At 64.6% G+C, this 21,529-nt stretch carries 19 protein-coding genes; 8 read left to right on the top strand and 11 right to left on the bottom strand.

Annotated elements, in window-relative coordinates; translation table 11 throughout:
• Positions 1-18: 18 nt before the first annotated feature.
• On the bottom strand, positions 19-1,404 hold the full coding sequence (locus tag EN990_RS00270; RefSeq protein WP_013530325.1) for a PLP-dependent aminotransferase family protein: 1,386 nt from the start codon (positions 1,402-1,404) through the stop codon (positions 19-21).
• 82 nt (positions 1,405-1,486) lie between these two features.
• Between EN990_RS00270 and EN990_RS00265 the strand changes: the two genes are divergently transcribed.
• The 4 genes from EN990_RS00265 to EN990_RS00250 all read left to right on the top strand — a co-directional run bounded on the left by EN990_RS00265 (position 1,487) and on the right by EN990_RS00250 (position 6,126).
• A complete protein-coding gene (locus EN990_RS00265) occupies positions 1,487-1,978 on the top strand; it encodes an Lrp/AsnC family transcriptional regulator (RefSeq protein WP_127368984.1) in 492 nt (163 codons plus the stop codon).
• Between the two features lie 130 nt (positions 1,979-2,108).
• The gene (locus tag EN990_RS00260; protein WP_127385001.1) at positions 2,109-3,602 is read left to right on the top strand and encodes an NAD-dependent succinate-semialdehyde dehydrogenase; all 1,494 of its coding nucleotides are present in this window, start codon (positions 2,109-2,111) and stop codon (positions 3,600-3,602) included.
• Positions 3,603-3,634: 32 nt separating this feature from the next.
• Positions 3,635-5,014 (top strand): aspartate aminotransferase family protein, encoded by a 1,380-nt coding sequence (locus EN990_RS00255; protein WP_127370294.1) that lies wholly within the window; start codon positions 3,635-3,637, stop codon positions 5,012-5,014.
• Positions 5,015-5,022: 8 nt separating this feature from the next.
• Complete coding sequence (locus EN990_RS00250; RefSeq protein WP_127388223.1) at positions 5,023-6,126, top strand: alcohol dehydrogenase family protein; 1,104 nt, start codon at positions 5,023-5,025, stop codon at positions 6,124-6,126.
• A 12-nt stretch (positions 6,127-6,138) separates the two neighbouring features.
• On the opposite strand, the gene EN990_RS00245 is transcribed toward EN990_RS00250, so the two are convergent.
• Genes EN990_RS00245 through EN990_RS00215 form a run of 7 tightly spaced genes read right to left on the bottom strand, consistent with a single transcriptional unit; the run spans position 6,139 to position 13,673 of the window.
• A complete protein-coding gene (locus EN990_RS00245; RefSeq protein ID WP_127369881.1) occupies positions 6,139-7,185 on the bottom strand; it encodes an ornithine cyclodeaminase in 1,047 nt (348 codons plus the stop codon).
• 28 nt (positions 7,186-7,213) lie between these two features.
• Complete coding sequence (locus EN990_RS00240; RefSeq protein ID WP_127369880.1) at positions 7,214-7,843, bottom strand: FMN-binding negative transcriptional regulator; 630 nt, start codon at positions 7,841-7,843, stop codon at positions 7,214-7,216.
• Between the two features lie 4 nt (positions 7,844-7,847).
• The gene (locus EN990_RS00235; RefSeq protein ID WP_027035600.1) at positions 7,848-8,729 is read right to left on the bottom strand and encodes a branched-chain amino acid ABC transporter permease; all 882 of its coding nucleotides are present in this window, start codon (positions 8,727-8,729) and stop codon (positions 7,848-7,850) included.
• A 4-nt stretch (positions 8,730-8,733) separates the two neighbouring features.
• On the bottom strand, positions 8,734-9,438 hold the full coding sequence (locus tag EN990_RS00230; protein WP_127388222.1) for an ABC transporter ATP-binding protein: 705 nt from the start codon (positions 9,436-9,438) through the stop codon (positions 8,734-8,736).
• 4 nt (positions 9,439-9,442) lie between these two features.
• Entirely contained in the window at positions 9,443-10,609 is a 1,167-nt protein-coding gene (locus tag EN990_RS00225; protein WP_127369931.1) for an ABC transporter substrate-binding protein, read from the bottom strand.
• Between the two features lie 41 nt (positions 10,610-10,650).
• Positions 10,651-12,507: a branched-chain amino acid ABC transporter ATP-binding protein/permease gene (locus EN990_RS00220; RefSeq protein WP_127369932.1), complete on the bottom strand. Its 1,857-nt coding sequence runs from the start codon at positions 12,505-12,507 to the stop codon at positions 10,651-10,653.
• A complete protein-coding gene (locus EN990_RS00215) occupies positions 12,507-13,673 on the bottom strand; it encodes an FAD-binding oxidoreductase (protein ID WP_127385004.1) in 1,167 nt (388 codons plus the stop codon). The genes EN990_RS00220 and EN990_RS00215 overlap by 1 nt, the downstream gene beginning before the upstream one ends.
• Positions 13,674-13,818: 145 nt before the next feature.
• Here EN990_RS00215 and EN990_RS00210 point away from each other — a divergent pair, with 145 nt between their 5' ends.
• From EN990_RS00210 to EN990_RS00195, 4 genes are read left to right on the top strand one after another with little or no spacing between them, the layout of a single operon-like run.
• Positions 13,819-14,757 carry a MurR/RpiR family transcriptional regulator gene (locus EN990_RS00210; protein ID WP_127368895.1) on the top strand — a complete coding sequence of 313 codons (939 nt, stop codon included), beginning with the start codon at positions 13,819-13,821 and terminating at the stop codon, positions 14,755-14,757.
• On the top strand, positions 14,754-15,401 hold the full coding sequence (locus tag EN990_RS00205; protein WP_013530318.1) for an isochorismatase family cysteine hydrolase: 648 nt from the start codon (positions 14,754-14,756) through the stop codon (positions 15,399-15,401). The genes EN990_RS00210 and EN990_RS00205 overlap by 4 nt, the downstream gene beginning before the upstream one ends.
• Positions 15,398-16,720, top strand: a complete 1,323-nt coding sequence (locus EN990_RS00200; protein ID WP_127368896.1) for a glutamine synthetase — start codon at positions 15,398-15,400, stop codon at positions 16,718-16,720. Before EN990_RS00205 ends, EN990_RS00200 begins: the two co-directional genes overlap by 4 nt.
• Entirely contained in the window at positions 16,720-17,487 is a 768-nt protein-coding gene (locus EN990_RS00195; RefSeq protein WP_024502302.1) for an N-formylglutamate amidohydrolase, read from the top strand. The genes EN990_RS00200 and EN990_RS00195 overlap by 1 nt, the downstream gene beginning before the upstream one ends.
• 186 nt (positions 17,488-17,673) lie before the next feature.
• On the opposite strand, the gene EN990_RS00190 is transcribed toward EN990_RS00195, so the two are convergent.
• The 3 genes from EN990_RS00190 to EN990_RS00180 all read right to left on the bottom strand — a co-directional run bounded on the left by EN990_RS00190 (position 17,674) and on the right by EN990_RS00180 (position 21,396).
• The gene (locus tag EN990_RS00190; RefSeq protein WP_127368897.1) at positions 17,674-18,693 is read right to left on the bottom strand and encodes an NADP-dependent oxidoreductase; all 1,020 of its coding nucleotides are present in this window, start codon (positions 18,691-18,693) and stop codon (positions 17,674-17,676) included.
• Positions 18,694-18,718: 25 nt separating this feature from the next.
• A complete protein-coding gene (locus EN990_RS00185; protein ID WP_127368898.1) occupies positions 18,719-20,041 on the bottom strand; it encodes an LLM class flavin-dependent oxidoreductase in 1,323 nt (440 codons plus the stop codon).
• A gap of 335 nt (positions 20,042-20,376) precedes the next feature.
• A complete protein-coding gene (locus tag EN990_RS00180) occupies positions 20,377-21,396 on the bottom strand; it encodes an isopenicillin N synthase family oxygenase (RefSeq protein ID WP_013530313.1) in 1,020 nt (339 codons plus the stop codon).
• Positions 21,397-21,529 lie beyond the last annotated feature (133 nt).

The raw sequence follows: 21,529 nt of genomic DNA, 5'->3' as shown, positions 1-21,529 counted from the left end.
TTTCCGGGCAAACCGGACCTAGATTGCGAGCAGCAGATGCTCCGGATCGCCAAGCAGCAGCTTGGTGACAACGCCGAGGCCGGCGCGCAGTTCCCCCTCGGTGGTCGAACCCAGCGAGATACGCACCGCCGGATGCCAGGGCGCACCCGAAATACGGAAGGATGTTCCGGGCGCGATAGCCACGCCTTGCAGGCGGGCCTGGGCGACAAAGCTTTCCTCGGCACGGTCCGCGGGCAGTTGAAGCCAGACATGCAGCCCGTCTCGCCGGGCGCGATAGTCGACCCCCGCCAGCACCTGCGCTGCAATATCCTGCCGGCGCCGCAAAGCCGCGCGCTGCCAGTGGACAAGCTCCATCGCCGTGCCGTCGGTCACCCATTTGGTGGCGATCTCGGCCACCAGCGGCGTCGCCATCCAGTTCGAAACCAGATGCCGGTTGGCGACGGCGGCGACGTAGCGGTCGGGTGCGGCCAGATAGCCGATGCGCAGGCCGGGCACGGTGATCTTGGTGAAGGAGGTGACGTAGAGCGTACGCTCCGGCGCGAACGCGGCAACCGGCGGCGGCCGGTCTTCGACCAGCGGACCCAGCACATCGTTCTCGATGATGGCGATATCGTGCTTGCGCGCGACCGCCGCGATCTCTTCTCGCCGCCGCGCATCCATCAGCGTCGCCGTCGGATTGATGACCGAGGGCTGCACGAAGACCGCGCGGATGTCGGAAAGCCGGCAGGCCTCGTCCAGCGCTTCCGGAATCAGGCCGTTGTCGTCGATCGGCAGGCCTTCCAGGTTGAAGCCGAGATAGCGTGCCAACGGCACCAGCGTATGGTGGCCGATCGCCTCCGTGGCGACCGTAGAGCCCGGCGGCGCGACGCTCATCAGCGCCACTGTCATGCCGGCGGTGGCGCCGTTGGTCAGGCTGACGTTCTGCGGCGATGCATCGAGGCCGCACAGTCTCAACCATTCGACCGCCACCGCGCGGTGGCGGGGAAACACCATGTTGGGCCGGAACGAAAGTGCTGAACTCGACGGCAGGTTCTCAGCCAGCCATCCCAGTGCCTGCTTCAGCCGCTCAAGATGCATCGGCTCGCAGACCGGTTTCAGGATCGAAAGGTCGATGACTTCACCGAGCCGCTCCGGCAGATAGGGCGGCTCGGGCTCGCGGCGCTGCGTCTGGACGAAGCTGCCGCGGCCGATCTCGCCCGAAATCAGGCCGCGGCGGATCAGTTCCTCATAGGCGCGGCTAACCGTCTGCACCGAAAGCTTGAGGTCGTCGGCCAGCCTGCGATGGGTCGGCAACCGCGCGCCATTGGCAAGGCGTCCGTCATGGATGGCGCGCGCGAACTGGTCGGCCAGCGACTGATAGGCCGGCCGCCGGATAAGCGCGGGATCGGGTTGCCACAATGTCATGACTTATTAGAGATCGAAATCAGTGCAATTGACAATCGAAATAATGCGCCGTCATGGTACTCGGACGAAAAAGTGAGCCCTGATGACATCAGCAAAACTCGACCCGATCGACCTGAAAATCCTCGACGCCATCCAGCGCGACGGACGCATCACCAAGCTGGCGCTGGCCGAGCAGGTCGGCCTGTCTCCGACGCCGTGCTGGATGCGGTTGCGCAAGCTGGAAAAGGCCGGCATCGTCTCGGGCTATCACGCCAGGATCGCCATGCGCGTCGTGGCACCCGTTGCCACCGTGCTGATGGAGGTGACGCTGGCAAACCACCGCCAGGCCGATTTCGACCGCTTCGAGCGCGTTATACGCGATGTTCCCGAGATCGTCGCCTGCTGGTCTGTCGGCGGCGGCGTCGACTATCTGTTGAAGGTAATGGCGCGCGACATCGACGCCTATCAGCGGCTGGTCGATCGCTTGCTGGACCGCGAGATCGGCATCGATCGTTACTTCACCTACATCGTCATCAAGACCGTGAAGGACGAGGTGGCGCTGCCCCTCGCAGAGCTTTTGCCGGCGTCGTCATAGGAGCGGAGAGATTCTCTCGCCGGGCAACCCGATAGAGAGAGTCTCTCTACGCCAGGACTTCCAAACAGCCTCTCTATCTGCATCGGGCGGATAGTCTTCCCGCATCAGTCCGAACCGGGAGGCTTTGACCATGTCCGCGCATTTCGCCCGCTCGCATCGCCATGAAGCGCTCGACGGCCTCGCCGACCGCCGGCTGCTGCGCGAACTGGCCTATGTCGATGGCCACTGGACCGCAAGCGAGGCTGCCGAAAGCTTCGAGGTCACCGATCCGGCCACCGGCACGACCGTCGCTTTCGTCGCCGCGCTCGATGGCCGGCAGACGACAAAGGCGATCGATGCCGCGGCGCGTGCCTTCCCGGCCTGGCGGGCGCTGTTGCCGCAGGAGCGCTCGAAAATTTTACGAAAATGGTTCGAGCTGATCGTCGGCGCCAAGGATGATCTGGCTCTGCTGATGACGCTTGAACAGGGCAAGCCTCTGCAGGAATCGCTGGGCGAGATCGACTACGCCGCCTCCTTCGTCGAATGGTATGCCGAGGAAGCAAAACGCGTGAACGCCGAGAGCGTCACCAGCCATCTGCCGAACGCCGAGATGATGGTGCGGCGCGAGCCGCTCGGCGTCGTCGGCGTCGTCACGCCGTGGAATTTTCCGTCGGCCATGCTGACCCGTAAGGCGGCCGCCGCCCTTGCCGCCGGCTGCACCATCGTCGCGCATCCGTCCTCGGAAACGCCGCTGTCGGCGCTGGCGCTGGCCGAACTCGGCGAACGCGCCGGCCTGCCCGTGGGCGTCTTCAACATCGTCACCGGCAAGGCTTCGGCGATCGTCGGCCGGATGTGCGAAGATCCGCGCGTGCGTGCCATGAGCTTCACCGGCTCGACCGAGATCGGCCGGCTGATCGCCGCCCAGAGCGCGCCGACCATGAAGCGGCTGGTGATGGAGCTTGGCGGTCATGCCCCGCTGATCGTCTTTGCCGATGCAGATCTGGACAAAGCGGTTGATATCGCCATCGACGCTAAATTCGCCACGTCGGGCCAGGACTGCCTCGCCGCCAACCGCATCTACGTCCAGCGTCCGATCTACGATCGGTTCTGCGCCGCCTTCGCCAAGCGCATCGAGACGCTGCGGACCGGCAATGGCCTAGCCGAGAAGATTAACATCGGGCCGCTGATGCATGAGCGCGCCATCAAGAAGGTGGAGGAACAGGTCGCCGATGCCATCGCTCACGGCGCGCGCTGCCTCACCGGCGGCAAGCGGCACCAGGCCGGCCCGCTGTTCTACCAGCCGACGCTGCTGGCCGATGTCAGTGACGAAGCGCTGATCATGCGCGAGGAGACGTTTGGCCCGGTTGCCGCCGTGACGCCGTTCGACAGCGAGGATGACGTGATCGCCCGCGCCAACGCCACCGAGTATGGCCTCGTCGCCTATGTCGTGACCGAGAATGGTGGCCGGCAGCAGCGCATGGGCCGCGCGCTCGACTACGGCATGGTCGCCATCAACCGCGTCAAGATCACCGGCGCGCCGATCCCGTTCGGCGGCGTCAAGCAATCGGGCATCGGGCGCGAAGGCTCGCGCCACGGGCTCGAAGCCTTCACCGATCTGAAGTATCTCTGTCTGGACGTCGCCTAGGTTCGTCCTGCCATCCCTCAAGGAGTTAAAAAATGCTCGACCAGTCCAACGAACTCGCCGCCTGGGATCGCGACCACTTCTTCCATCCCTCGACCCATATGGGCACGCATGCGCGGGGCGAAAGCCCGACACGCATCATGGCCGGCGGTGAAGGCGTCACCGTGTGGGACAACAATGGCAGGAAGAGCCTCGATGCCTTCGCCGGGCTCTATTGCGTCAATGTCGGCTACGGCCGCCAGAAGATCGCTGACGCCATCGCCGCCCAGGCGAAGAACCTCGCCTATTACCACGCCTATGTCGGCCACGGTACCGAGGCCTCGATCACGCTGGCCAAGATGATCATCGATCGCGCGCCGCAGGGCATGTCGCGGGTCTATTTCGGCCTCTCCGGTTCGGATGCCAACGAAACCAACATCAAGCTGATCTGGTACTACAACAACGTGCTCGGCCGGCCGGAGAAGAAGAAGATCATTTCGCGCTGGCGCGGCTATCACGGCTCGGGCGTGATGACGGGATCGCTGACCGGGCTCGACCTGTTCCACAACGCCTTCGACCTGCCGCGCGCGCCGATCCTGCACACCGAGGCACCCTACTACTTCCGCCGCGCCGACCGCTCGATGAGCGAGGAGCAGTTTTCGCAGCATTGTGCCGACAAGCTCGAGGAGATGATCCTGGCTGAGGGCCCGGAAACCGTCGCTGCCTTCATCGGCGAGCCGATCCTGGGCACCGGCGGCATCGTGCCGCCGCCGGCCGGCTATTGGGAAAAGATCCAGGCGGTGCTTAAGAAGTACGACGTGCTGCTGGTCGCCGACGAAGTGGTGACGGGCTTCGGCCGACTGGGCACCATGTTCGGCTCCGACCATTACGGCATCAAGCCGGACCTGATCACCATCGCCAAGGGCCTGACCTCGGCCTATGCGCCGCTGTCGGGCGTCATCGTCGCCGACAAGATGTGGCAGGTGCTGGTTGAGGGCTCCGACAAGCTCGGTTCGCTCGGCCATGGCTGGACCTATTCGGCACATCCGATCTGCGTTGCCGCCGGTGTGGCCAATCTCGAGCTGATCGACGAGATGGATCTTGTGACAAATGCCAAGGAGACGGGCGCCTATTTCCGCGCCGAGCTGGCCAAGGCGGTCGGCGGCCACAAGCATGTCGGTGACGTCCGCGGCGACGGCATGCTGGCAGCGGTGGAATTCGTTGCCGACAAGGACGACCGGGTGTTCTTCGACGCTTCGCAGAAGATCGGACCGCAGGTGGCAACAGCGCTTGCCGCAAGCGGCGTCATCGGCCGCGCCATGCCGCAGGGCGACATTCTTGGCTTCGCGCCGCCGCTCTGCCTGACCCGCGAGGAAGCCGACATCGTCGTGTCGAAGACCGCCGATGCGGTCAAGAGCGTGTTTGCCAATCTCTGAGATCGACTATGAATGCCATGACCAGAACCCTCCCCGCCACCATGGCCGCCGTGCTGCTTGTCGGGCACGGCGGGCCGGAAAAACTCGTCTACCGCAGCGATGTGAAAGTGCCCGCGCCTGCGCCAGGTGAAGTGCTGGTCAAGGTCAGCGCTTGCGGCATGAACAACACCGATGTCTGGGTGCGCCAGGGCGCCTATGGCACGGAAGAGAATGCGGCTGCCGTGTCGACATGGCGGCGCCAGGGCAACACGCTTGTTTTCCCGCGCATCCAGGGCACCGACACCGTCGGTACCATCGCCGCCGTCGGCGAAGGTGTGTCGCCGGAGCGTATCGGCGAACGGGTGATGGTCGATTTCTCCATCTACAATCGCGACGACGATTCGCTCGCCGACATCGACTATATGGGCCACGGCCGCGACGGCGGCTATGCCGAATACCAGGCCGTGCCGGCCGAGAATGCGCATGTCGTCGATACCGACATGAGCGACGTCGAACTCGCCACCTTCTGCTGCGCTTACCTGACCGGCGAACAGATGCTGGAGCGCGCCGGCTTGAAGGCCGGCGAGCGCGTGCTGGTCACCGGCGCCTCGGGCGGCGTCGGTTCCGGCATCGTGCAACTGGCACGGGCGCGCGGCGCCATTCCCTATGCCGTCGTCGGCAAGGGCAAGGAACAGGCGGTGCTGGACATCGGCGCCGAGGCGGTCATCACCCGTGGCGTCGCAGACCTGCCGCAAGCCGTGATTGAAGCGACCGGCGGCCAACCGATCGACGTGGTGGCCGACCTGGTCGGCGGCGCGATCTTCAACGATCTCTTGCGTATTCTCAGGCCCGAAGGCCGCTACACCACCGCCGGGGCGATTGCCGGTCCGGTCGTGCAGCTCGATCTCAGGACCATGTATCTCAAGCAGTTGCAGTTGCATGGTTCGAGCCAGGGCACGCGCGCGGATTTCCGTCGTATCGTTGGTTACATCGAGGCGAAGAAAATCCGGCCGCTGGTCGGTGGCGTCTACAAGCTCTCCGATTTCCACCATGCGCAGGCGGATTTCATTGCCAAGGATTTCGTCGGCAAGCTGGTGGTGGTGCCGGATGCCATGTGGGGTTCGGCTGGCTGAACACTCTATGCCTCAACCCTGCTGGGCCGCCCTCAACAGCATGCCGAACAGATCTCGCGGTTCGTCGGGGTCGGCCAGCATGTCGAGTTCCTGGTAGAGGCCGGTCGAGCGCAGTTGATCCCTGACATAGCGCAACGCCGAAAAATCCTCGATGGCGAAGCCGACCGAATCGAACAGCGTGATCTGGCCGGAATCGCGCCGGCCTTGCACGGCGCCTGACATCACCTGCCACAACTCGATCACCTCATGATCCGGCGCAAGCTGCTGGATCTCGCCCTCGATACGGGTCTGCGGCGGGTATTCGACGAAGATGTCTGAGCGCAGCAGGATATCGCGATGCAATTCGGTCTTGCCGGGGCAGTCGCCGCCGACCGCGTTGATGTGCACGCCGGAGCCGACCATGTTGTCGGTGAGGATAGTGGCGTACTGCTTGTCGGCGGTGACGGTGGTGATGATGTCAGCCCCTTCGACCGCCTCCTGCGCGGTGCCGCAAGCGACCATGTCGAAGCCGAGACCGGCGAGATTGCGGATGCATTTTTCGGTGGCCGTGCGGTCGATATCGTAAAGCCTCAGCCTGTCGACGCCGAGCAGCGCCTTGAAGGCCACCGCCTGGAATTCGGCCTGGGCGCCGTTGCCGATCAGCGCCATGCAGCTGGAGCCGGCCGGCGCCAGATACTTCGCGGCCAGAGCCGACATCGCCGCCGTGCGCAGCGCCGTCAGGATGGTCATTTCGGACAGCAATACCGGGTAGCCATTGTGGACGTCGGCGAGCATGCCGAAGGCGGTCACGGTCTGGCGTCCCTCGCGCATGTTCTTGGGATGGCCGTTGACATATTTGAAGCCGTAGACCTCGCCGTCGCTGGTCGGCATCAGTTCGATGACACCCTCGGCGCTGTGCGAGGCGACGCGCGGCGTCTTGTCGAACAGCTCCCAGCGGCGGAAATCATTCTCGATGTAGCCGGCGAGTTCGACGAGGAAGCGTTCGACGCCGATCTTCAGCACCAGCTTCATCATATGATCGACGCTGACGAAGGGCACGATGTTGAGATTGGGGATCATTTTTCTTTTCCTTGCCGCATGCAGGCGGTCAGTCCTGGCGATGCGCGTTGTGCGCCTTCATCATCGTTGCCAGCGCCGGATCGTTTTGCTCCAGCACCCTGATGGCTCCGCCTGTGTCGTAGAGGCGCTCATCCTGGCCCATCTTGAACTTGGCTTCGAGCCGCCCGATCGGCAGGTCAAACCCTATGATACCAGGTATGCGCCGCTCCATGCCGCCTGGTCCGAGCTCACGCATGCGCCAGCGATCGTCGCGATCCTTCTCCAGCACATCGACAAGCTGCAGGAGATGCCGGGCGGTGCCGTGATCGTCGAGCGGCACCGGATGCCCATGACAATGCACGACGGCAAAGTTCCAGGTCGGCGCGCTGTCGCGCACCGGATTGCGCGGATACCAGGACGGCGAGATGTAGCCATGCGGGCTGTGGAAGACAGTGATCGTCTCCCTGCCTTCGCTGATCAAGGTGCTGTGCGGATTGGCCCGGGCGAGATGCGAGATCAGCGTTCCATTTTCACCCCGCGCGCGATCGAGCACGAAGGGAAGATGAGAGACGACAAGGCCCTGCGGTCCCGCTGTCACCACCGTGGCAAAGGCCGCGGCCTCGATCAGGCCGAACACCTCGTCGCGCGACAGTGGCACGAACTCGGGCTTGGTATACATCAGGTCAGCTTCGCTGGGCGCGAACTGCCGGGATCAGGCCTTGCGGACGAACCAGCAGCACGGCGATGACGCCCGACAGCACGATGGCGTCGCGATAGGGCGCGATCGCTCCCGGCAATGTCGCTTGCAGCAGCACCTCGATGATGCCGAGCAGGAAGCCGCCGGCGACAGCACCGGGCAAGCTGCCGAGCCCGCCGACGACGGCGGCGATAAACGCCTTCAGCACCGGCGTGAAACCCATCAGCGGGTCGACCGAGGCACGCTGCGCCACCCACAGCATGGCCGCCAGCCCGGCGAGCAGGCCGGAGAGCAGGAAGGCGGTGGCGATGATGCGGCTGGCCGGAATGCCCATCAGGCGCACGACGTCGAAATCCTCCGCTGCGGCACGCATCGCCGTCCCGGTCACCGAGCGGCGCAGGAAGACTTCCAGCGCAATCAGCGCCAGTGCGGAGACGACGATGGAGATGCTGGGACCGACGCCGATGGTGAAATCGCCGAAGGAGAAAGCGCCGGTCATCCAGCCAGGCATGGCGACAGCCTGCGGCCGCGCCGAGATGCCGTTCTGGAAGACGACCTTCAGCAGGCTGGAGACAGCGAAGCTGGTCAGCAACAGACTGGTGACGCTGGCGCCGCGCATCGGCCTGAACGCGATGCGCTCCATGGCGACAGCGGCGAGCGCGCCGCAGGACACGGCGACAAGCACGGCTACGGGGAACGGAAAGCCAAGCACCAGCGAGGCGAGCAGCGCATAGCCCGACAGCGTCATCAGCTCGCCATGGGCGAAGTTGATCAAGCCGACGATGGAAAAGACGATCGCCAGCCCGAGCGCCAGCAGCGCATAGACGCCGCCGAGGCTCACCGCATTGATGATCTGCTGCGCGATCATGCTTCTAAGCTCCCAGATAGGCCTGGCGGACGAGGTCCGAAGAGGCGAGTTCTTTTGCCGTGCCCGACAGCACCACTTCGCCATTGGCGAGCACGACGGCGCGGTCGGCGATTTCGAGCGCCAGCGCCACATTCTGTTCGACCAGAAGGATGGTCAGGCCCTTGCGGCGCAGTTCGGCGATCAGGTCGAAGACGGTGTCGATCAGTTGCGGGGCAAGGCCGAGCGAGGGCTCGTCGAGGAGGATCATGCGCGGCTTGCCCATCAGCGCGCGGGCGATGGCCAGCATCTGCTGTTCGCCGCCCGACAGATTGCCGCCCTTGACGCGGTGGTAGCGGCGCAGGATCGGGAACAGCTCCAGCATCTCCTCTTCGCGCAGCCGTGCCTCGGCCGCCGGCTGATGCACCGCGCCGCCGAGACGCAGATTGTCGGCCACCGTCAGGCTGGCGAAGATGCGGCGGCCTTCCGGAACCAGCGCGACGCCCTTGCGGGCGATCGCCTCCGGCGCCAGGCCGGTGATGTCGACACCGTCGAAGACCACCTTGCCGGACGCCGCCGGCACCAGCCCGGCGACGGCGCCGAGCGTCGAGCTCTTGCCGGCACCGTTGGCGCCGACCAGGGCGATGATCTCGCCGCTGTCGACGGCGAGGTCGACGCGGCGCACCGCCTCGACCTCGCCGTACCGGATTTTCAGGGCTTCGACGCTCAGCATGACATCACGGCGCCGGAACGTCGGCGGCTTCGGGGATCAGGGTCTCGACATGCTTGCCTTCGCCGCCCTCGTAGCGCATCAGCGCCACTGGCCGCAGCGGCATGCGGTCGGTGCCGGCATAGGTGATCTTGCCGGTGATGCCCTCGAAATCCTTGAGGCCGGCGATGGCGTCGCGGATCGCCTTCGGGTCGTCGGAGCCGGCCGTCTTGACCGCCTGGTCGAGGATCAGGCCGATCTCGTAGCCATTGACCTCATAGGTCGATTCCGGCGCATGGCCGGCATATTTGGTGAAGGCGGCGTTGAAGGCTTCGAGCTTGCTGCCCGGCTCGGCATAGCCGGCCGCGGTGTAGACGATGCCGTCGACCAATTTGCCGAGCGCCTTGATGGTCGGCGTACCGATGGCATCGGCTCCATAGACCGGGATGGTGACGCCGGCGCCGCGCAATTGCTGGATGAAGGCTGGGAAATCGGGCTCATAGGCCGCCGTCATGATCAGGTCGGGCTTATCGGCCAAGCCCTTGATGTTGGTGATCTCGGCGGAAAAGTCGGGCTGGCCCATGCTGAAAGTGCCGCGGCCGACAATGGTGCCGCCCTTCTTCTCGAACACCTTGCCGAAATATTCCGGCAGATTGGCGGTGTAGGTGGAGTCCGGCGAGGTCAGCAGGAACACCTTCTTCTTGCCTTCGGAGACGGCGAAGTCGGCAACCGCCGTCGCCTGTACATTGTCGGCGGGATAGGTGCCGAACATGACATCGCCGACCGCGCCGGTGAGCACCGGGGCGGAGCCGCACAGCGTCAGGGTCGGAATGCCGAGAGGCTGGGTCAGCTGGCCGGCGGAAATCGAGGGATCGGCATCGCACGGCGTGATCATGATCTTGGCGCCGGCATCGATCAGCTCCTGCGCGACCGTGGCGGTCTGCGCGGTGTCGGAGCGGGTGTCCTTGATCAGCAGCTTGACGGTGTATTTGCCGCCGAACCCGCCCTTGGCGTCGAGTTCGTCGAGCGACATGCGCAGGCCGGCAAGTGCCGGCTGGTCGTAAGGGGCAAGACCGCCTGTCTGCGCGGTCGCGGCACCGATGATGATCTCCTCGGCGCTGGCCGTCGAAATGGTGGCGATGCCGAACACGGCAGCGCAGAAGGCGGCGCGATGGAGGCGATAGAGGCTTGGCATGTCGGTTCTCCTTCTGGATTTTTGTCGTTGGTCGTTGCGGTCTATGCGGTCTGGTTTTCAGGCGTTGCGGTCTTGGCGAGCGCCGTGCGGCTGCCGAGATAGGCGGCGATCACGGCGGGGTTCTTCTGAACGTCGCCCGGCGTACCGTCGGCGATGACGCGGCCATGATCGATGACGACAATGCGTTCGCACAGGTTCATCACCAGCCTCATGTCGTGCTCGATCAGGACGACGCCGATGCGGCGCTCGGTGCGGACTGTCGAGAGGATGGAAACCAGTTCGGCGGTCTCGACGGCGTTCATGCCGGCGGCCGGCTCGTCCAGCAGCAGGAAGCGCGGCTTCAACGCCAGCGCACGTGCCACTTCCAACCGGCGTCGCTGGCCATAGGCAAGCCTGGCGGCCGGCTGATCGGCAAATCTCTCCAGCCCCATGCGCGCAAGTTCACCCATTGCCGCCGCCTCGGCATGGACGAGATCAGGCTCTACCTGGCGTGCGGCGACGACGACGTTTTCCAGCACCGTCATGTGCGGGAAGACGCGGATGTTCTGGAAGGTGCGGGCAACGCCGGAGCGCGCGAAGCGGAAGGCAGAAGCCTGCCGCACCGCGCCACCCACCGACACGGTACCGGCACTTGGCTTGACATCACCGGCCAGCATGTTGAGCAGCGTCGTCTTGCCAGCGCCATTGGGGCCGATGATGCCGGTGATGCTGTCGGTTTGGAAATTCAGGCTGACGTCATCGACGGCGACGACACCGGCATAGCGACGCGACAGATGATCGGCGCTGAGCCGATCGCTTTCGACATGCCGAGGCGGCGCGGCCGAAGCCGTTACCGCCTGACGTCCGGGCCGGCGCAGCAGGTTCAATTCACGCTCGCCGAACAGACCGGTTGGGCGCCGCCAGATGACCAGGATCATGGCGATGGCGAGCACGCCCTGGGTCAGGCCGAACAGGACGGGCAGATGCAGGCCGAGCACCTCGCCGCCGCCTTCGAAGCGGCGCACCACCTCGATCAAGACGATGGTGACGATGACGCCGGCGAAGGCGCCGAGCGAAGAGCTCATGCCGCCGACGATCAGCATGGCAAGCATGGTGAAGCCGAGGTCGAAGTAGAAATCACGCGGCGAAAAGGCGCCAAGGAATTGCGCCATCATGGCGCCGGCGGCCATGGCGGCGACGACACCCGCCACCCAGGCGGCCAGCCGCGCCGTCCGCTGGTCGACGCCGACGGCGGCGGCACCGCGCTCGTCATTGGCGGCAGCGCGTGTGGCTAGGCCGAAGGACGTTTCGCGAAACAGCCTCGCTGCCACCAGCGCCACCGAAGCGATGGCCGCGGCCGTCCACAGCCCGACCTCGCGCGGCACGCCGTAGAAAGGCTGGCTGCCACGGGTGATCTCGCGCCCGGCGACCAGCAGCGTGTAGACGATGATCAGCATGGCAAGCGTGGCGATCGAGGCGCTCGACCCGGAAAGCCTGAGCAGTGGCGTGCCGGTCAACAGGCCGATGACGACAGCCAAAACCAGGACAACGGCCAGCGCCGCGAAGAAGGAGAGTTGGTGGCCGGCGAGGAACTGCGGCAGGTCGCGCAGTGCCGTTCGCTGCAATGCAGCGGGCATGGTGAGAATACCAGTGGCGTAGGCGCCGAGGCCGACAAAGGCCGCCTGGCCGAACGAGACGATGCCGCTGTTGCCGGAGAAGATCTGCAGGCCAAGCACCGCCGTCAGCATGATCGCAGCATAGGTGACGACGCGCTGCATGGCGGCGCCGCCGAAGATGAAGGCGGCAAGCGCCACCAGCAACAGCACCGCGACCATGCACAGGGCATCGGCCGTGGCGTTGCGGAACGCGGCCGGCATGAAGCCGGAACTCTTGCTCTCGCTCGTCGTCACCGACGCCATCACGCGGCCCTGAAGCGATCGGGTGAAAACGGGGCCAGGATCGGTTGCGCGCCTTCGGTGACCAGCCTGGCCACCGCCTCGCCGACTGCCGGCCCGGTCTTGAAGCCGTGGCCGGAAGACCCCGCCGAAACGACCAGCCCTTCGACATCAGGCATGGCGCCGATGACCGGCAGATCGTCGGGGCTCATGTCGTAGAGACCGGCACAGCCCGGCCGGATGCCAAGCTCGGCCATGGCCGGCACGCGGCTGGCGAAGGTCTCCAGGATCTCGACCGATTCCTGCTCCTCGACACCTTCCATGTAATCATCGGGATTTTCGACGAAGCGTGGACGGCCTGCATGTTCGTGGCGCAGGCCGGTGCCGCCGCCGGCCCAGGTCCCGGCGAGGATGACGCCGTCATTGTCTGGCCGCGCATAGTTGCAGGAAATGTCGTCGCACCAGGCGAACGGCATGACCTGCCTTGCCTTGCCGGCAGCGTCGAGCACGGCCATCGGATGGCGCTCGACATGCAGCGGCAGATCGAGGCCGACCGTCGCCAGCAGCCGGCGCGTCCACGGCCCGGCGGCCAGGACGACGGTATCGGCCTCCAGCATCGTTCCATCGGTCAAGATGACACCCGTGATGCGGTCGCCCTGCCGCTGGAGGCTCTCGACCAACGTGTTCTGCATGATCCTGGCACCACTGGCGCGGGCGGCACGGGCAATAGCATTGGTGGCGCCGAAGGCATCGGCATAGCCATACTCGGGTTCCCACAGCGCCAGCGCGACATTGTCCAGGGCAAAGCCCGGTGCGGCATCGGCAAAGGCCTGCGGCGACAATGTCTCGATGCGCGCGCCCTCGCCGCGGATGCGTTCGGCTGCCGACGTCCAGCTCGCCTTGTTGTCGTTGCCGCAGACCCACATCATGCCGATTTCGGTGACAAAGGATCCTTCGCCAGCGATTTCGGGCAGCGACACCAGGATCTCTCGGCCACGGATGGATAGCTGCGACAATTCCGGCATCAGGTAGAAGGCGTGCAGCAGCGCCGACGATCTGCCCGACGGGCCGCCGGCGGGATGGGTCTGCTCGACCAGCGTGACCTTCACACCGGCTTTGGCCAGATCATAGGCCGCGCTCGATCCGACAATACCGGCACCGACGACGATGACGTCGCTTCCATTTCGCATGGCTGTTCCCCACAGTCTCTTGGCTGCTTTTCGACAAGGTAGGGCCAGCGATCGCGCAATGTCAACATCTCTTCATTGTTGACCGAGATTTAAATCTCTGTAATAAACTCGACAAAACAAGAGAACACGGATTCCGGGGAGGCCCATGGCGATACGCGATGTTCTGATGCGCGGGGATCTTGCGCTGACGCCGTCGGAGGAGAAGATCGTCCGACTGCTGTTGACGGACTATCCGACCTCCGGCCTCGGTACCGCCTCATCGCTCGCCCGGCGCGCTGGCGTCAGCGATCCAACCGTGGTGCGGCTGGTGATGAAGCTCGGCTATGAAGGGTTTCCGGATTTCCAGGCGAGGCTTCTGGCCGAAGTCGAGGCAAGACTGCACTCGCCGCTGCTGATGATGGAGGCCAAGCGGCAGAGCGGTTCCAACGACAGCGCCGTGCTGGCCTATCTCGATAGCGTCACCACGGCCTTGCAGAAAGCCACCGCCGCGACACCCGTCCAGACTTACGAGCGGGCGGCCCGCTTGCTGATGGAGGCCAAGGGCGAGGTCGTGCTGGTTGGCGGCCGGTTCAGCCGCCACATCGCCGGCATGCTGGCCGGCTATCTCGTGCAGTTCCGCTCCGGGGTTCGCGATCTCGGCGTGCTCTCTCCGCAGATCTTCGACACGCTGGCCGACCTCGGCCGGCGCGACGTGCTCGTCGTCTTCGACTACCGCCGCTACCAACTCGATGTGATGGCCTATGCAAAACAGGCGGCGGCGCTCGATCTGCGCATAGTCCTGTTCACCGACCAATGGCTGTCGCCGATATCAGATCTCGCCGAAGTCACCATCGTCAGCCCGCTCGAAGTCGCCTCACCTTACGACACGCTGGCGCCGGCGATCGCACAGATGGAAGCGTTGGTCGCCCATATCGTTTCGACGCTGGGCGACGAGGCCCGCGCCCGCATCGAGCGACTCGAAAAGGTGCGGCATGCCAATGCCGTGACGCTCGACAGCGAACCGCAAGAGAACGGCGCGCGCAAGACACCCGGCCCCCGCAAGACACCGGGACCCAAATCAGCAAAGCAGGACGACAAAGCATGACCCAGGCCCTACCCAAACGAGACGAAGCCTTCCGTGCCGGCGAAACGGCACTGCTGCTCGTCGACATGCAGCGCATCTGGCTGGAGCCGGGCGCCGATCCGTCGCATCCGGAACGTGGCCCCGATCATTATTTTTACCGGCAGACATCCTCGCAGACGATCCCCAACCAGGAGCGCCTGCTGGCGGCGGCGCGGGCCAATGGCGTCGAGGTGCTGCACACCATCATTCAGAGCCTGACCGAAGACGGCCGTGAGCGCTCGCTCGACCACAAGCTGACACCGATCCATGTTGCGCCCAGTCTCCCCGAAGGACTGCCGGTGGCATCGCTGGCGCCGGTTGGCGACGAGATCATGCTGCCGAAGACGTCGTCGGGCATCTTCAATTCGACCAATGTCGACTATCTCCTCAAGAACCTCGGCATCCGCTATCTCGTCGTGGTCGGCGTGCTGACCGATCAATGCGTCGACATGGCGGTGCGCGACGGCGCCGACCGCGGCTATCTTGTCACCTGCGTATCGGATGCCTGCGCCACCATCACCCAGGAACGCCACGACATCGCGCTCAAGGCCTTCGGCGGCTACTGCTGGGTGGCCGACACCGACACGGTCGTCGACCGCTTCAACGCTTTGGGAAAACCGGCATGACGTCGACTGTCGAGCCTCTGGTTGCCGTCGTCACCACGGATCTCTCCGCCGTCACGCGGGGCCGTTTCGTTGCCGAAAGCAAGTTGCAGAAGACCGCCACGACCGGCGTCGGTTGGCTGCAGGCCAATCTGTCGCTGACACCGTTCAACTCGATCGTCGATCCCAACCCCTGGGGCTCGTCGGGCGACCTGCGGCTGATCCCCGATCTCGAAGCGCGCTTTCGCACGACACGCACCGGATCGGCAACGCCATTCGATATGGTCGCCGGCGACATCGTCGAGCTCGACGGCAGCCCATGGCTCGGCTGCACCCGCACGATGCTCAAAGACGCGCTGGCCGATTTGAAAGCCGCAACCGGCCTGTCGGTCATCGCCGCCTTCGAGCATGAATTCAACGTCGCCGACGGCGGCTTCGCACAGGCGCATTCAATGTCTTTCGCCGCACTGCGCCGCGCCGATCCTTTCGCGCCGAATCTGATGGCCGCGCTCGAGGAAGCCGGCGTCGTGCCCGAGGTGGTCATCGCCGAATTCGGCGACGAGCAGTTCGAGGTGACGCACGAGCCGGCGGACGCGCTGACGGCGGCCGACCGCGCCGTCGCCATCCGCGAAATCACGCGCGAGTTGGCGCGCAATGCCGGCTGGCGTGCGAGCTTCGCCCCCAAGACAGCGCCAACCGCCGTTGGCAACGGCGTCCACATCCATTTCAGCTTCGTCGACGAGGCCGGCAAGCCGATGACTTACGATCCGGCACTGGCGGGCGGCCTTTCCGCCAAAGCGGGCGCCTTCTGTGCCGGCGTGCTGCGCCATCTGCCTGGGATGACCGCCATGACGGCGTCGAGCGTGTCGTCCTTCTACCGGCTGAAGCCGCACAGCTGGAGTTCTTCCTACACCTGGCTTGCCGACCGCGACCGCGAGGCGTCGCTGCGCATCTGCCCGACGGTGACGATCGGCGGACGGGATCCGGCGCGGCAATACAACATCGAATACCGGGCCGCCGACGCCACCGGCAATCCCTATCTGTCGCTGGCGGCGATCATCCGCGCCGGGCTGGAAGGGCTGAAGGCGGGCCTGCCGTCGCCACCTTTGGTCACCGGCGACCCGACACTGATGAGCGAGGCGGAGCGGGCAAGTCTTGGTCTGGTGCGCCTGCCCGAAACCCTGCCCGCGGCACTGGACGCGCTGCTGGCCGACGGCACCGTGACGGGATGGTTCGCGCCCGTCTTCATCGAAACCTTCGTCGGCCTCAAGCGACATGAAGCCGAGCGTCTTGCCGGTCTCGATCCGGCCTCCATCTGCGATCTCTACCGGGCGCTCTATTGATGACCGCAGTGACAAAAAAAGATTGGCCCGAGGCCGTCGAGGCCCTCAACGAGCACGGCCGTTCCGATATCGTGCTGTTGTGCGAGCATGCGTCCAACCACATGCCGGTCGAGTATCGACAGCTTGGCCTCGATGCCCACCATCTGCAGCGCCACATCGCCTGGGATATCGGCGCCGCCGAAGTGACCCGCCTGCTGTCGTCGAAGCTCGATGCTCCGGCCTTCCTCAGCGGCTATTCGCGGCTGCTGATCGACCTCAACCGGCCACTGGGCACGCCAGGCAGCATTCCGGTACTGTCGGAAGACACCGACATTCCCGGGAATGTCGGCATCGATGCGGCGGAGCGGACCCGGCGCGCCGAGATCATCTTTTCGCCGTTCCATGACCGGGTGACCGCTTATCTCGACCGCCGGGCACAAGCAGGCCGGCAGACGCGGATCGTGACGATCCATTCTTTCACGCCGGTCTTCCTCGGCGTCAGCAGGCCCTGGCATGCCGGCGTGCTGCATGACCAAGCAAGAGGTCTCGCCGAAGCGATCCTTTCGGGCCTGCGCACCGATGCGGCGCTCAATGTCGCGGCCAACGTGCCCTATGTGATCAGCCGCGACGCCGACTACGCCGTGCCCATTCATGGCGACGATCGCGGCATCGCCGCCGTCCTCGTCGAGATCCGGCAGGATCTTTTGTCGACACGGTCCGGCATCGAGGAATGGGCGGACCGGCTGGCGGCGGCACTGCCGGCACTCGAGACAGAAACCGTGCCGTGAGCAATCCAAGCCTGCGCGAGCGCGACGCCGCGACCATCGCCCAGATCGGCAAGTTGCGTTTCTCGCCGCTCAGCGTCATCGGCAGCCGGGGCAACCGGCTGATCGGCGGCTGCTGGCAATCACGCCCCGCGGCCACGGCTGCGGCAGAAATTACCCAAGCAGCCCCGCCTGATCGTTGCGCGGCATTTATTCCGCGATACGCACGATCAGCTTGCCGAAATTCTTGCCATCGAGAAGGCCGAGAAAGGCCTGTGGTGCATTTTCGATGCCATCGACGATATCTTCCCTGTAGCGGACGCGGCCGGACGATATCCATTCGGCCATCTCACGATAGAAGGCCGGGCGCTGGTCGACAAATTCACGCTGGATAAACCCCCTGATCGTCAGGCTGCGGTACAGCACTTGCTGCATCAATACCGGCAACCGGTCGACGCCGGCATCCGCGATGACGTTGTACTGCGCGATCAGCCCGCAGACCGGCACACGCGCAAATTCGTTCAGCAGCGGAAACACCGCGTCCCAGACAGGACCACCGACATTCTCGAAATAGATGTCGATGCCACCGGGGCAGGCTGCCTTCAATTGCTCGGCAAAATCATCGGCACGGTGATCGACGACCGCATCGAAGCCGAGTTCGTCTCGCACGAAGGCGCACTTGTCGGCACCGCCGGCAATGCCGACGGCACGCGCGCCCTTGATGCGCGCGATCTGGCCAACGGCCGACCCGACCGCGCCGCTGGCGGCCGCCACGACGACCGTCTCGCCAGGCTTCGGCTGCCCGATGGTGAGCAGACCGGCATAGGCCGTGAAGCCCGGCATGCCGAGCACGCCAAGCGCCGTAGTGATGGGTGCCGCAGCGGGATCCAGCTTGCGCAGCCCCACACCGTCGGACAAGGCAAAACTCTGCCAGCCGGAATGGGACAACACGATATCCCCTTCGGTAAATTCCGGGTGGCGAGAGATCACGACGCGCGCAACGGTACCGCCTTCCATCACGCCGTCGACATCGACGGGCCTGGCATAGGATTTCGTAGCGTTCATGCGCCCGCGCATATAGGGATCGAGCGACAGATAGAGGATCTGCAGCAGCAGTTCGCCCTCTCCCGGCTGGACGACATCAACCGTCTCGATGCGGAAATCATCCGGCTTCGGCCGGCCTTGTGGCCGCGCCGCGAGCACGATGCGGGTGTTGGACTGGATCGACATCGAAAATCTCCCTGCGAAGAAGGCTCTACTCGAAAAACCGGTTGGGCGGACGCTTCAGGCCGAGATTCTCGCGCAGTGTCGACCCTTCATATTGCCGCCTGAAGATCCCTCGCCGTTGCAATTCCGGCACCACCTTCTCGGCAAAATCATCGAGCCCGGCGGGCAGGTATGGAAACATGACGTTGAACCCGTCGGAACCCTCGCCGATCAGCCATTCCTCCATCTCGTCGGCGATTGTTTCAGGCGTGCCGACAAAAGCAAGGCCGGAATAGCCGCCCAGCCTTTGCGCAAGCTGCCTGACGGTCAGGTTCTCCTCGCGTGCCAGTTCGATGACGCGCTCGCGGCCACTCTTCGAGGCATTGGTCTCGGGGATTTCGGGCAAGGGCGCGTCAGGATCAAAACCGGACGCGTCATGTCCGATGGCGATCGACAGCGAGGCGATGCCGCTCTCGTAGTGGACGAGACTGTCGAGCTTCGCCCGCCTGGCCTGCGCGTCCTCGACGCTGTCACCGACAACGACAAAGGCGCCGGGCAGGATCTTGATGTCGTCACGCGACCGGCCAAGCCTTTCCGCACGGCCTTTGACGTCGGCGAAGAAGCGCTGCCCCGCCGCGAGATCGGCATGGGCGGCGAAAATGACCTCCGCTGTCTCCGCCGCCAGCTGGCGTCCTGCCTCCGAGGCGCCGGCCTGCACGATGACCGGCCAGCCCTGGATTGGCCGCGCGATGTTGAGTGGGCCGCGCACCGAGAGATGCTCACCCTTGTGGTCGAGCACATGCAGCCTGGCCGGGTCGAAATAGAACCCGCTTTCGGCGTCGCGGATGAAGGCATCGTCGGCAAAGCTGTCCCACAGGCCGGTGACGACATCGTAGAATTCCCGGGCCCGCCGGTAGCGCTCGTCATGCTCGACATGCTCGTCGAGGCCGAAATTGAGCGCCGCATCCGGATTGGACGTGGTGACGATGTTCCAGCCGGCGCGTCCGCCGCTGATATGGTCGAGCGAGGCGAAGCGGCGGGCAACATGATAGGGCGCGTCGAACGTCGTCGATGCGGTGGCGACCAGCCCGATATGGTCGGTGACGGCGGCGAGCGCCGACAAAAGCGTGAACGGCTCGAACGAGGTGACCGTGTGGCTGCGCCGCAGCGCCTCGATCGGCATGTTGAGAACGGCCAGATGGTCGGCCATGAAGAAGGCGTCGAACTTCGCCGCCTCCAAGGTCTGGGCGAAGCGCTTCAGATGCGCGAAATTGAAATTGGCGTCGGCATAGGCGCCCGGATAGCGCCAGGCGCCGGTATGCAGGCTGACGGGGCGCATGAAGGCGCCGAGGTGCAATTGTTTTTGTGTCATGAAAGTCGTTTCGACCGATCGATACAGTCGAGCACTAGCGCTCGAATCCTAAACTCAGGATCGGACGGTCCGCGCAACTCGGGAAGATATCCTGTTCCTCCACACCGGCCTTTTGCAGCATAGGTTTTGCGCTGTCCGGGACCAGGACAAAAAATGGCCGGGCTCGAATGCGGCCCGGCCAAAAGAAGGTTTGAACCTTCAGAGGGGAACACCGTCCAGCGGAATGGGAGGAAACCGCTAAACGATTTTACCTTTTTGCGCCTATCTCGAAGCCTTGGCGACGAATGGCATTCCAAAAAACATATGAAACGGCAAAAATTCGTGCAGAGCTGAGTTCACGAACCCGCCGCTCCGGCCTGGAGAAGATCGGCATAGTGGCGGCGTGCCACGTCGGGATGTGAACGCAGTCGGCTTTTGAGCACATTGGTGCCGACATCGCGAAACAACGGATTGTCCGGATCGCTTGCCGGCCCGCGCGCTTCGGCCGCCAATTCCTCGGGCAGGGTCAGAAGCGGTATGGTCGCGTCCAGCCGCGCACTGAAGAAGAAGGGAACGGAGATCCGCTCGACGCCGGCAGGCGGCGTCACGACGCGGTGAACGGTGGCACGCAAATACCCATTCGATGCCAGTTCGAGCAGTTCGCCAATGTTGACGACCAGCGTTCCAGGGAGCGGATCCACATTCACCCAGCTTCCGTCATATTCGACCTGCAGGCCCTTGTTGTCGTCCTGCAGCAGCAGGGTGAGGAAACCGCCATCCTTGTGCGCGCCGACGCCCTGGTCGCCTTCGGTCGCGTCACGGCCGGGATAACGGACGATCTTCATGCGATGGTTGGGCGAGTCCCGATAGATCGCGTCGAAGGCGTCCTCGGGCTGATCGAGCGATAGTGCGAAGGCTTTCAGCAGCCGAATGGCCACCGCGGTCGCCTTGGCCTGCCATGCAAGCAGTGCCGGCTTGAGCTCCGGCAGTGCAGACGGCCACTGGTTCGGCCCCTGCAGCCGTGTCCACGGTGCAATTCCAGGTCCCTGCGCTATGGGCTGGCGCTCGACGCCGATGTCGAGTTGCTCACGCCAGTCGGCCGCGCCCTTGGTCAGTTCGCCGCCGGCGCGGGTGTAGCCGCGGAACTGCTGGGACTTGACCATTTCGATGGCCAGCTTGTCGGCCTCCGGCAACGCGAAGAACCGTCGCGAGGCATCGAGCACGTCGTCGATCTCCGGGGCGGAAATTCCGTGGCCGCTGAGATAGAAGAAGCCAACGTCCCGGGCTGCCGTACGCAGGTCCAGGAGAAAGGTACGATACTCGGACGCACCTTGTTCGAGGCGGCTCAGGTCAAGCACCGGCACAATTCTGGGCATGGTCAGCTTCCTTCTTTTCTCTGCCCTGGCTTAGGAGAAGTAGAAGCGACCACCGGCAAGAGCTTCGAGCATGAATGCATCTCAAAGTGACACGCAAGGCGTGCCGATCAAAGCAACAGGAAGTCCAATCCGG

Source organism: Mesorhizobium sp. M7A.F.Ca.US.005.03.1.1 (assembly GCF_003997975.1).
Classification (GTDB): domain Bacteria; phylum Pseudomonadota; class Alphaproteobacteria; order Rhizobiales; family Rhizobiaceae; genus Mesorhizobium; species Mesorhizobium ciceri.
The sequence above is the reverse complement of the archived record's forward strand: the minus strand, read 5'-3'. Positions and strand labels throughout refer to the sequence as shown.

What these genes read in the sequence shown, in the direction of transcription:
- EN990_RS00270 (WP_013530325.1), bottom strand. Translation starts at nt 1,404, where the DNA reads ATGACATTGTGGCAACCCGATCCCGCGCTTATCCGGCGGCCGGCCTAT.
- EN990_RS00265 (WP_127368984.1), top strand. Translation starts at nt 1,487, where the DNA reads ATGACATCAGCAAAACTCGACCCGATCGACCTGAAAATCCTCGACGCC.
- EN990_RS00260 (WP_127385001.1), top strand. Translation starts at nt 2,109, where the DNA reads ATGTCCGCGCATTTCGCCCGCTCGCATCGCCATGAAGCGCTCGACGGC.
- EN990_RS00255 (WP_127370294.1), top strand. Translation starts at nt 3,635, where the DNA reads ATGCTCGACCAGTCCAACGAACTCGCCGCCTGGGATCGCGACCACTTC.
- EN990_RS00250 (WP_127388223.1), top strand. Translation starts at nt 5,023, where the DNA reads ATGAATGCCATGACCAGAACCCTCCCCGCCACCATGGCCGCCGTGCTG.
- EN990_RS00245 (WP_127369881.1), bottom strand. Translation starts at nt 7,185, where the DNA reads ATGATCCCCAATCTCAACATCGTGCCCTTCGTCAGCGTCGATCATATG.
- EN990_RS00240 (WP_127369880.1), bottom strand. Translation starts at nt 7,843, where the DNA reads ATGTATACCAAGCCCGAGTTCGTGCCACTGTCGCGCGACGAGGTGTTC.
- EN990_RS00235 (WP_027035600.1), bottom strand. Translation starts at nt 8,729, where the DNA reads ATGATCGCGCAGCAGATCATCAATGCGGTGAGCCTCGGCGGCGTCTAT.
- EN990_RS00230 (WP_127388222.1), bottom strand. Translation starts at nt 9,438, where the DNA reads ATGCTGAGCGTCGAAGCCCTGAAAATCCGGTACGGCGAGGTCGAGGCG.
- EN990_RS00225 (WP_127369931.1), bottom strand. Translation starts at nt 10,609, where the DNA reads ATGCCAAGCCTCTATCGCCTCCATCGCGCCGCCTTCTGCGCTGCCGTG.
- EN990_RS00220 (WP_127369932.1), bottom strand. Translation starts at nt 12,507, where the DNA reads ATGGCGTCGGTGACGACGAGCGAGAGCAAGAGTTCCGGCTTCATGCCG.
- EN990_RS00215 (WP_127385004.1), bottom strand. Translation starts at nt 13,673, where the DNA reads ATGCGAAATGGAAGCGACGTCATCGTCGTCGGTGCCGGTATTGTCGGA.
- EN990_RS00210 (WP_127368895.1), top strand. Translation starts at nt 13,819, where the DNA reads ATGGCGATACGCGATGTTCTGATGCGCGGGGATCTTGCGCTGACGCCG.
- EN990_RS00205 (WP_013530318.1), top strand. Translation starts at nt 14,754, where the DNA reads ATGACCCAGGCCCTACCCAAACGAGACGAAGCCTTCCGTGCCGGCGAA.
- EN990_RS00200 (WP_127368896.1), top strand. Translation starts at nt 15,398, where the DNA reads ATGACGTCGACTGTCGAGCCTCTGGTTGCCGTCGTCACCACGGATCTC.
- EN990_RS00195 (WP_024502302.1), top strand. Translation starts at nt 16,720, where the DNA reads ATGACCGCAGTGACAAAAAAAGATTGGCCCGAGGCCGTCGAGGCCCTC.
- EN990_RS00190 (WP_127368897.1), bottom strand. Translation starts at nt 18,693, where the DNA reads ATGTCGATCCAGTCCAACACCCGCATCGTGCTCGCGGCGCGGCCACAA.
- EN990_RS00185 (WP_127368898.1), bottom strand. Translation starts at nt 20,041, where the DNA reads ATGACACAAAAACAATTGCACCTCGGCGCCTTCATGCGCCCCGTCAGC.
- EN990_RS00180 (WP_013530313.1), bottom strand. Translation starts at nt 21,396, where the DNA reads ATGCCCAGAATTGTGCCGGTGCTTGACCTGAGCCGCCTCGAACAAGGT.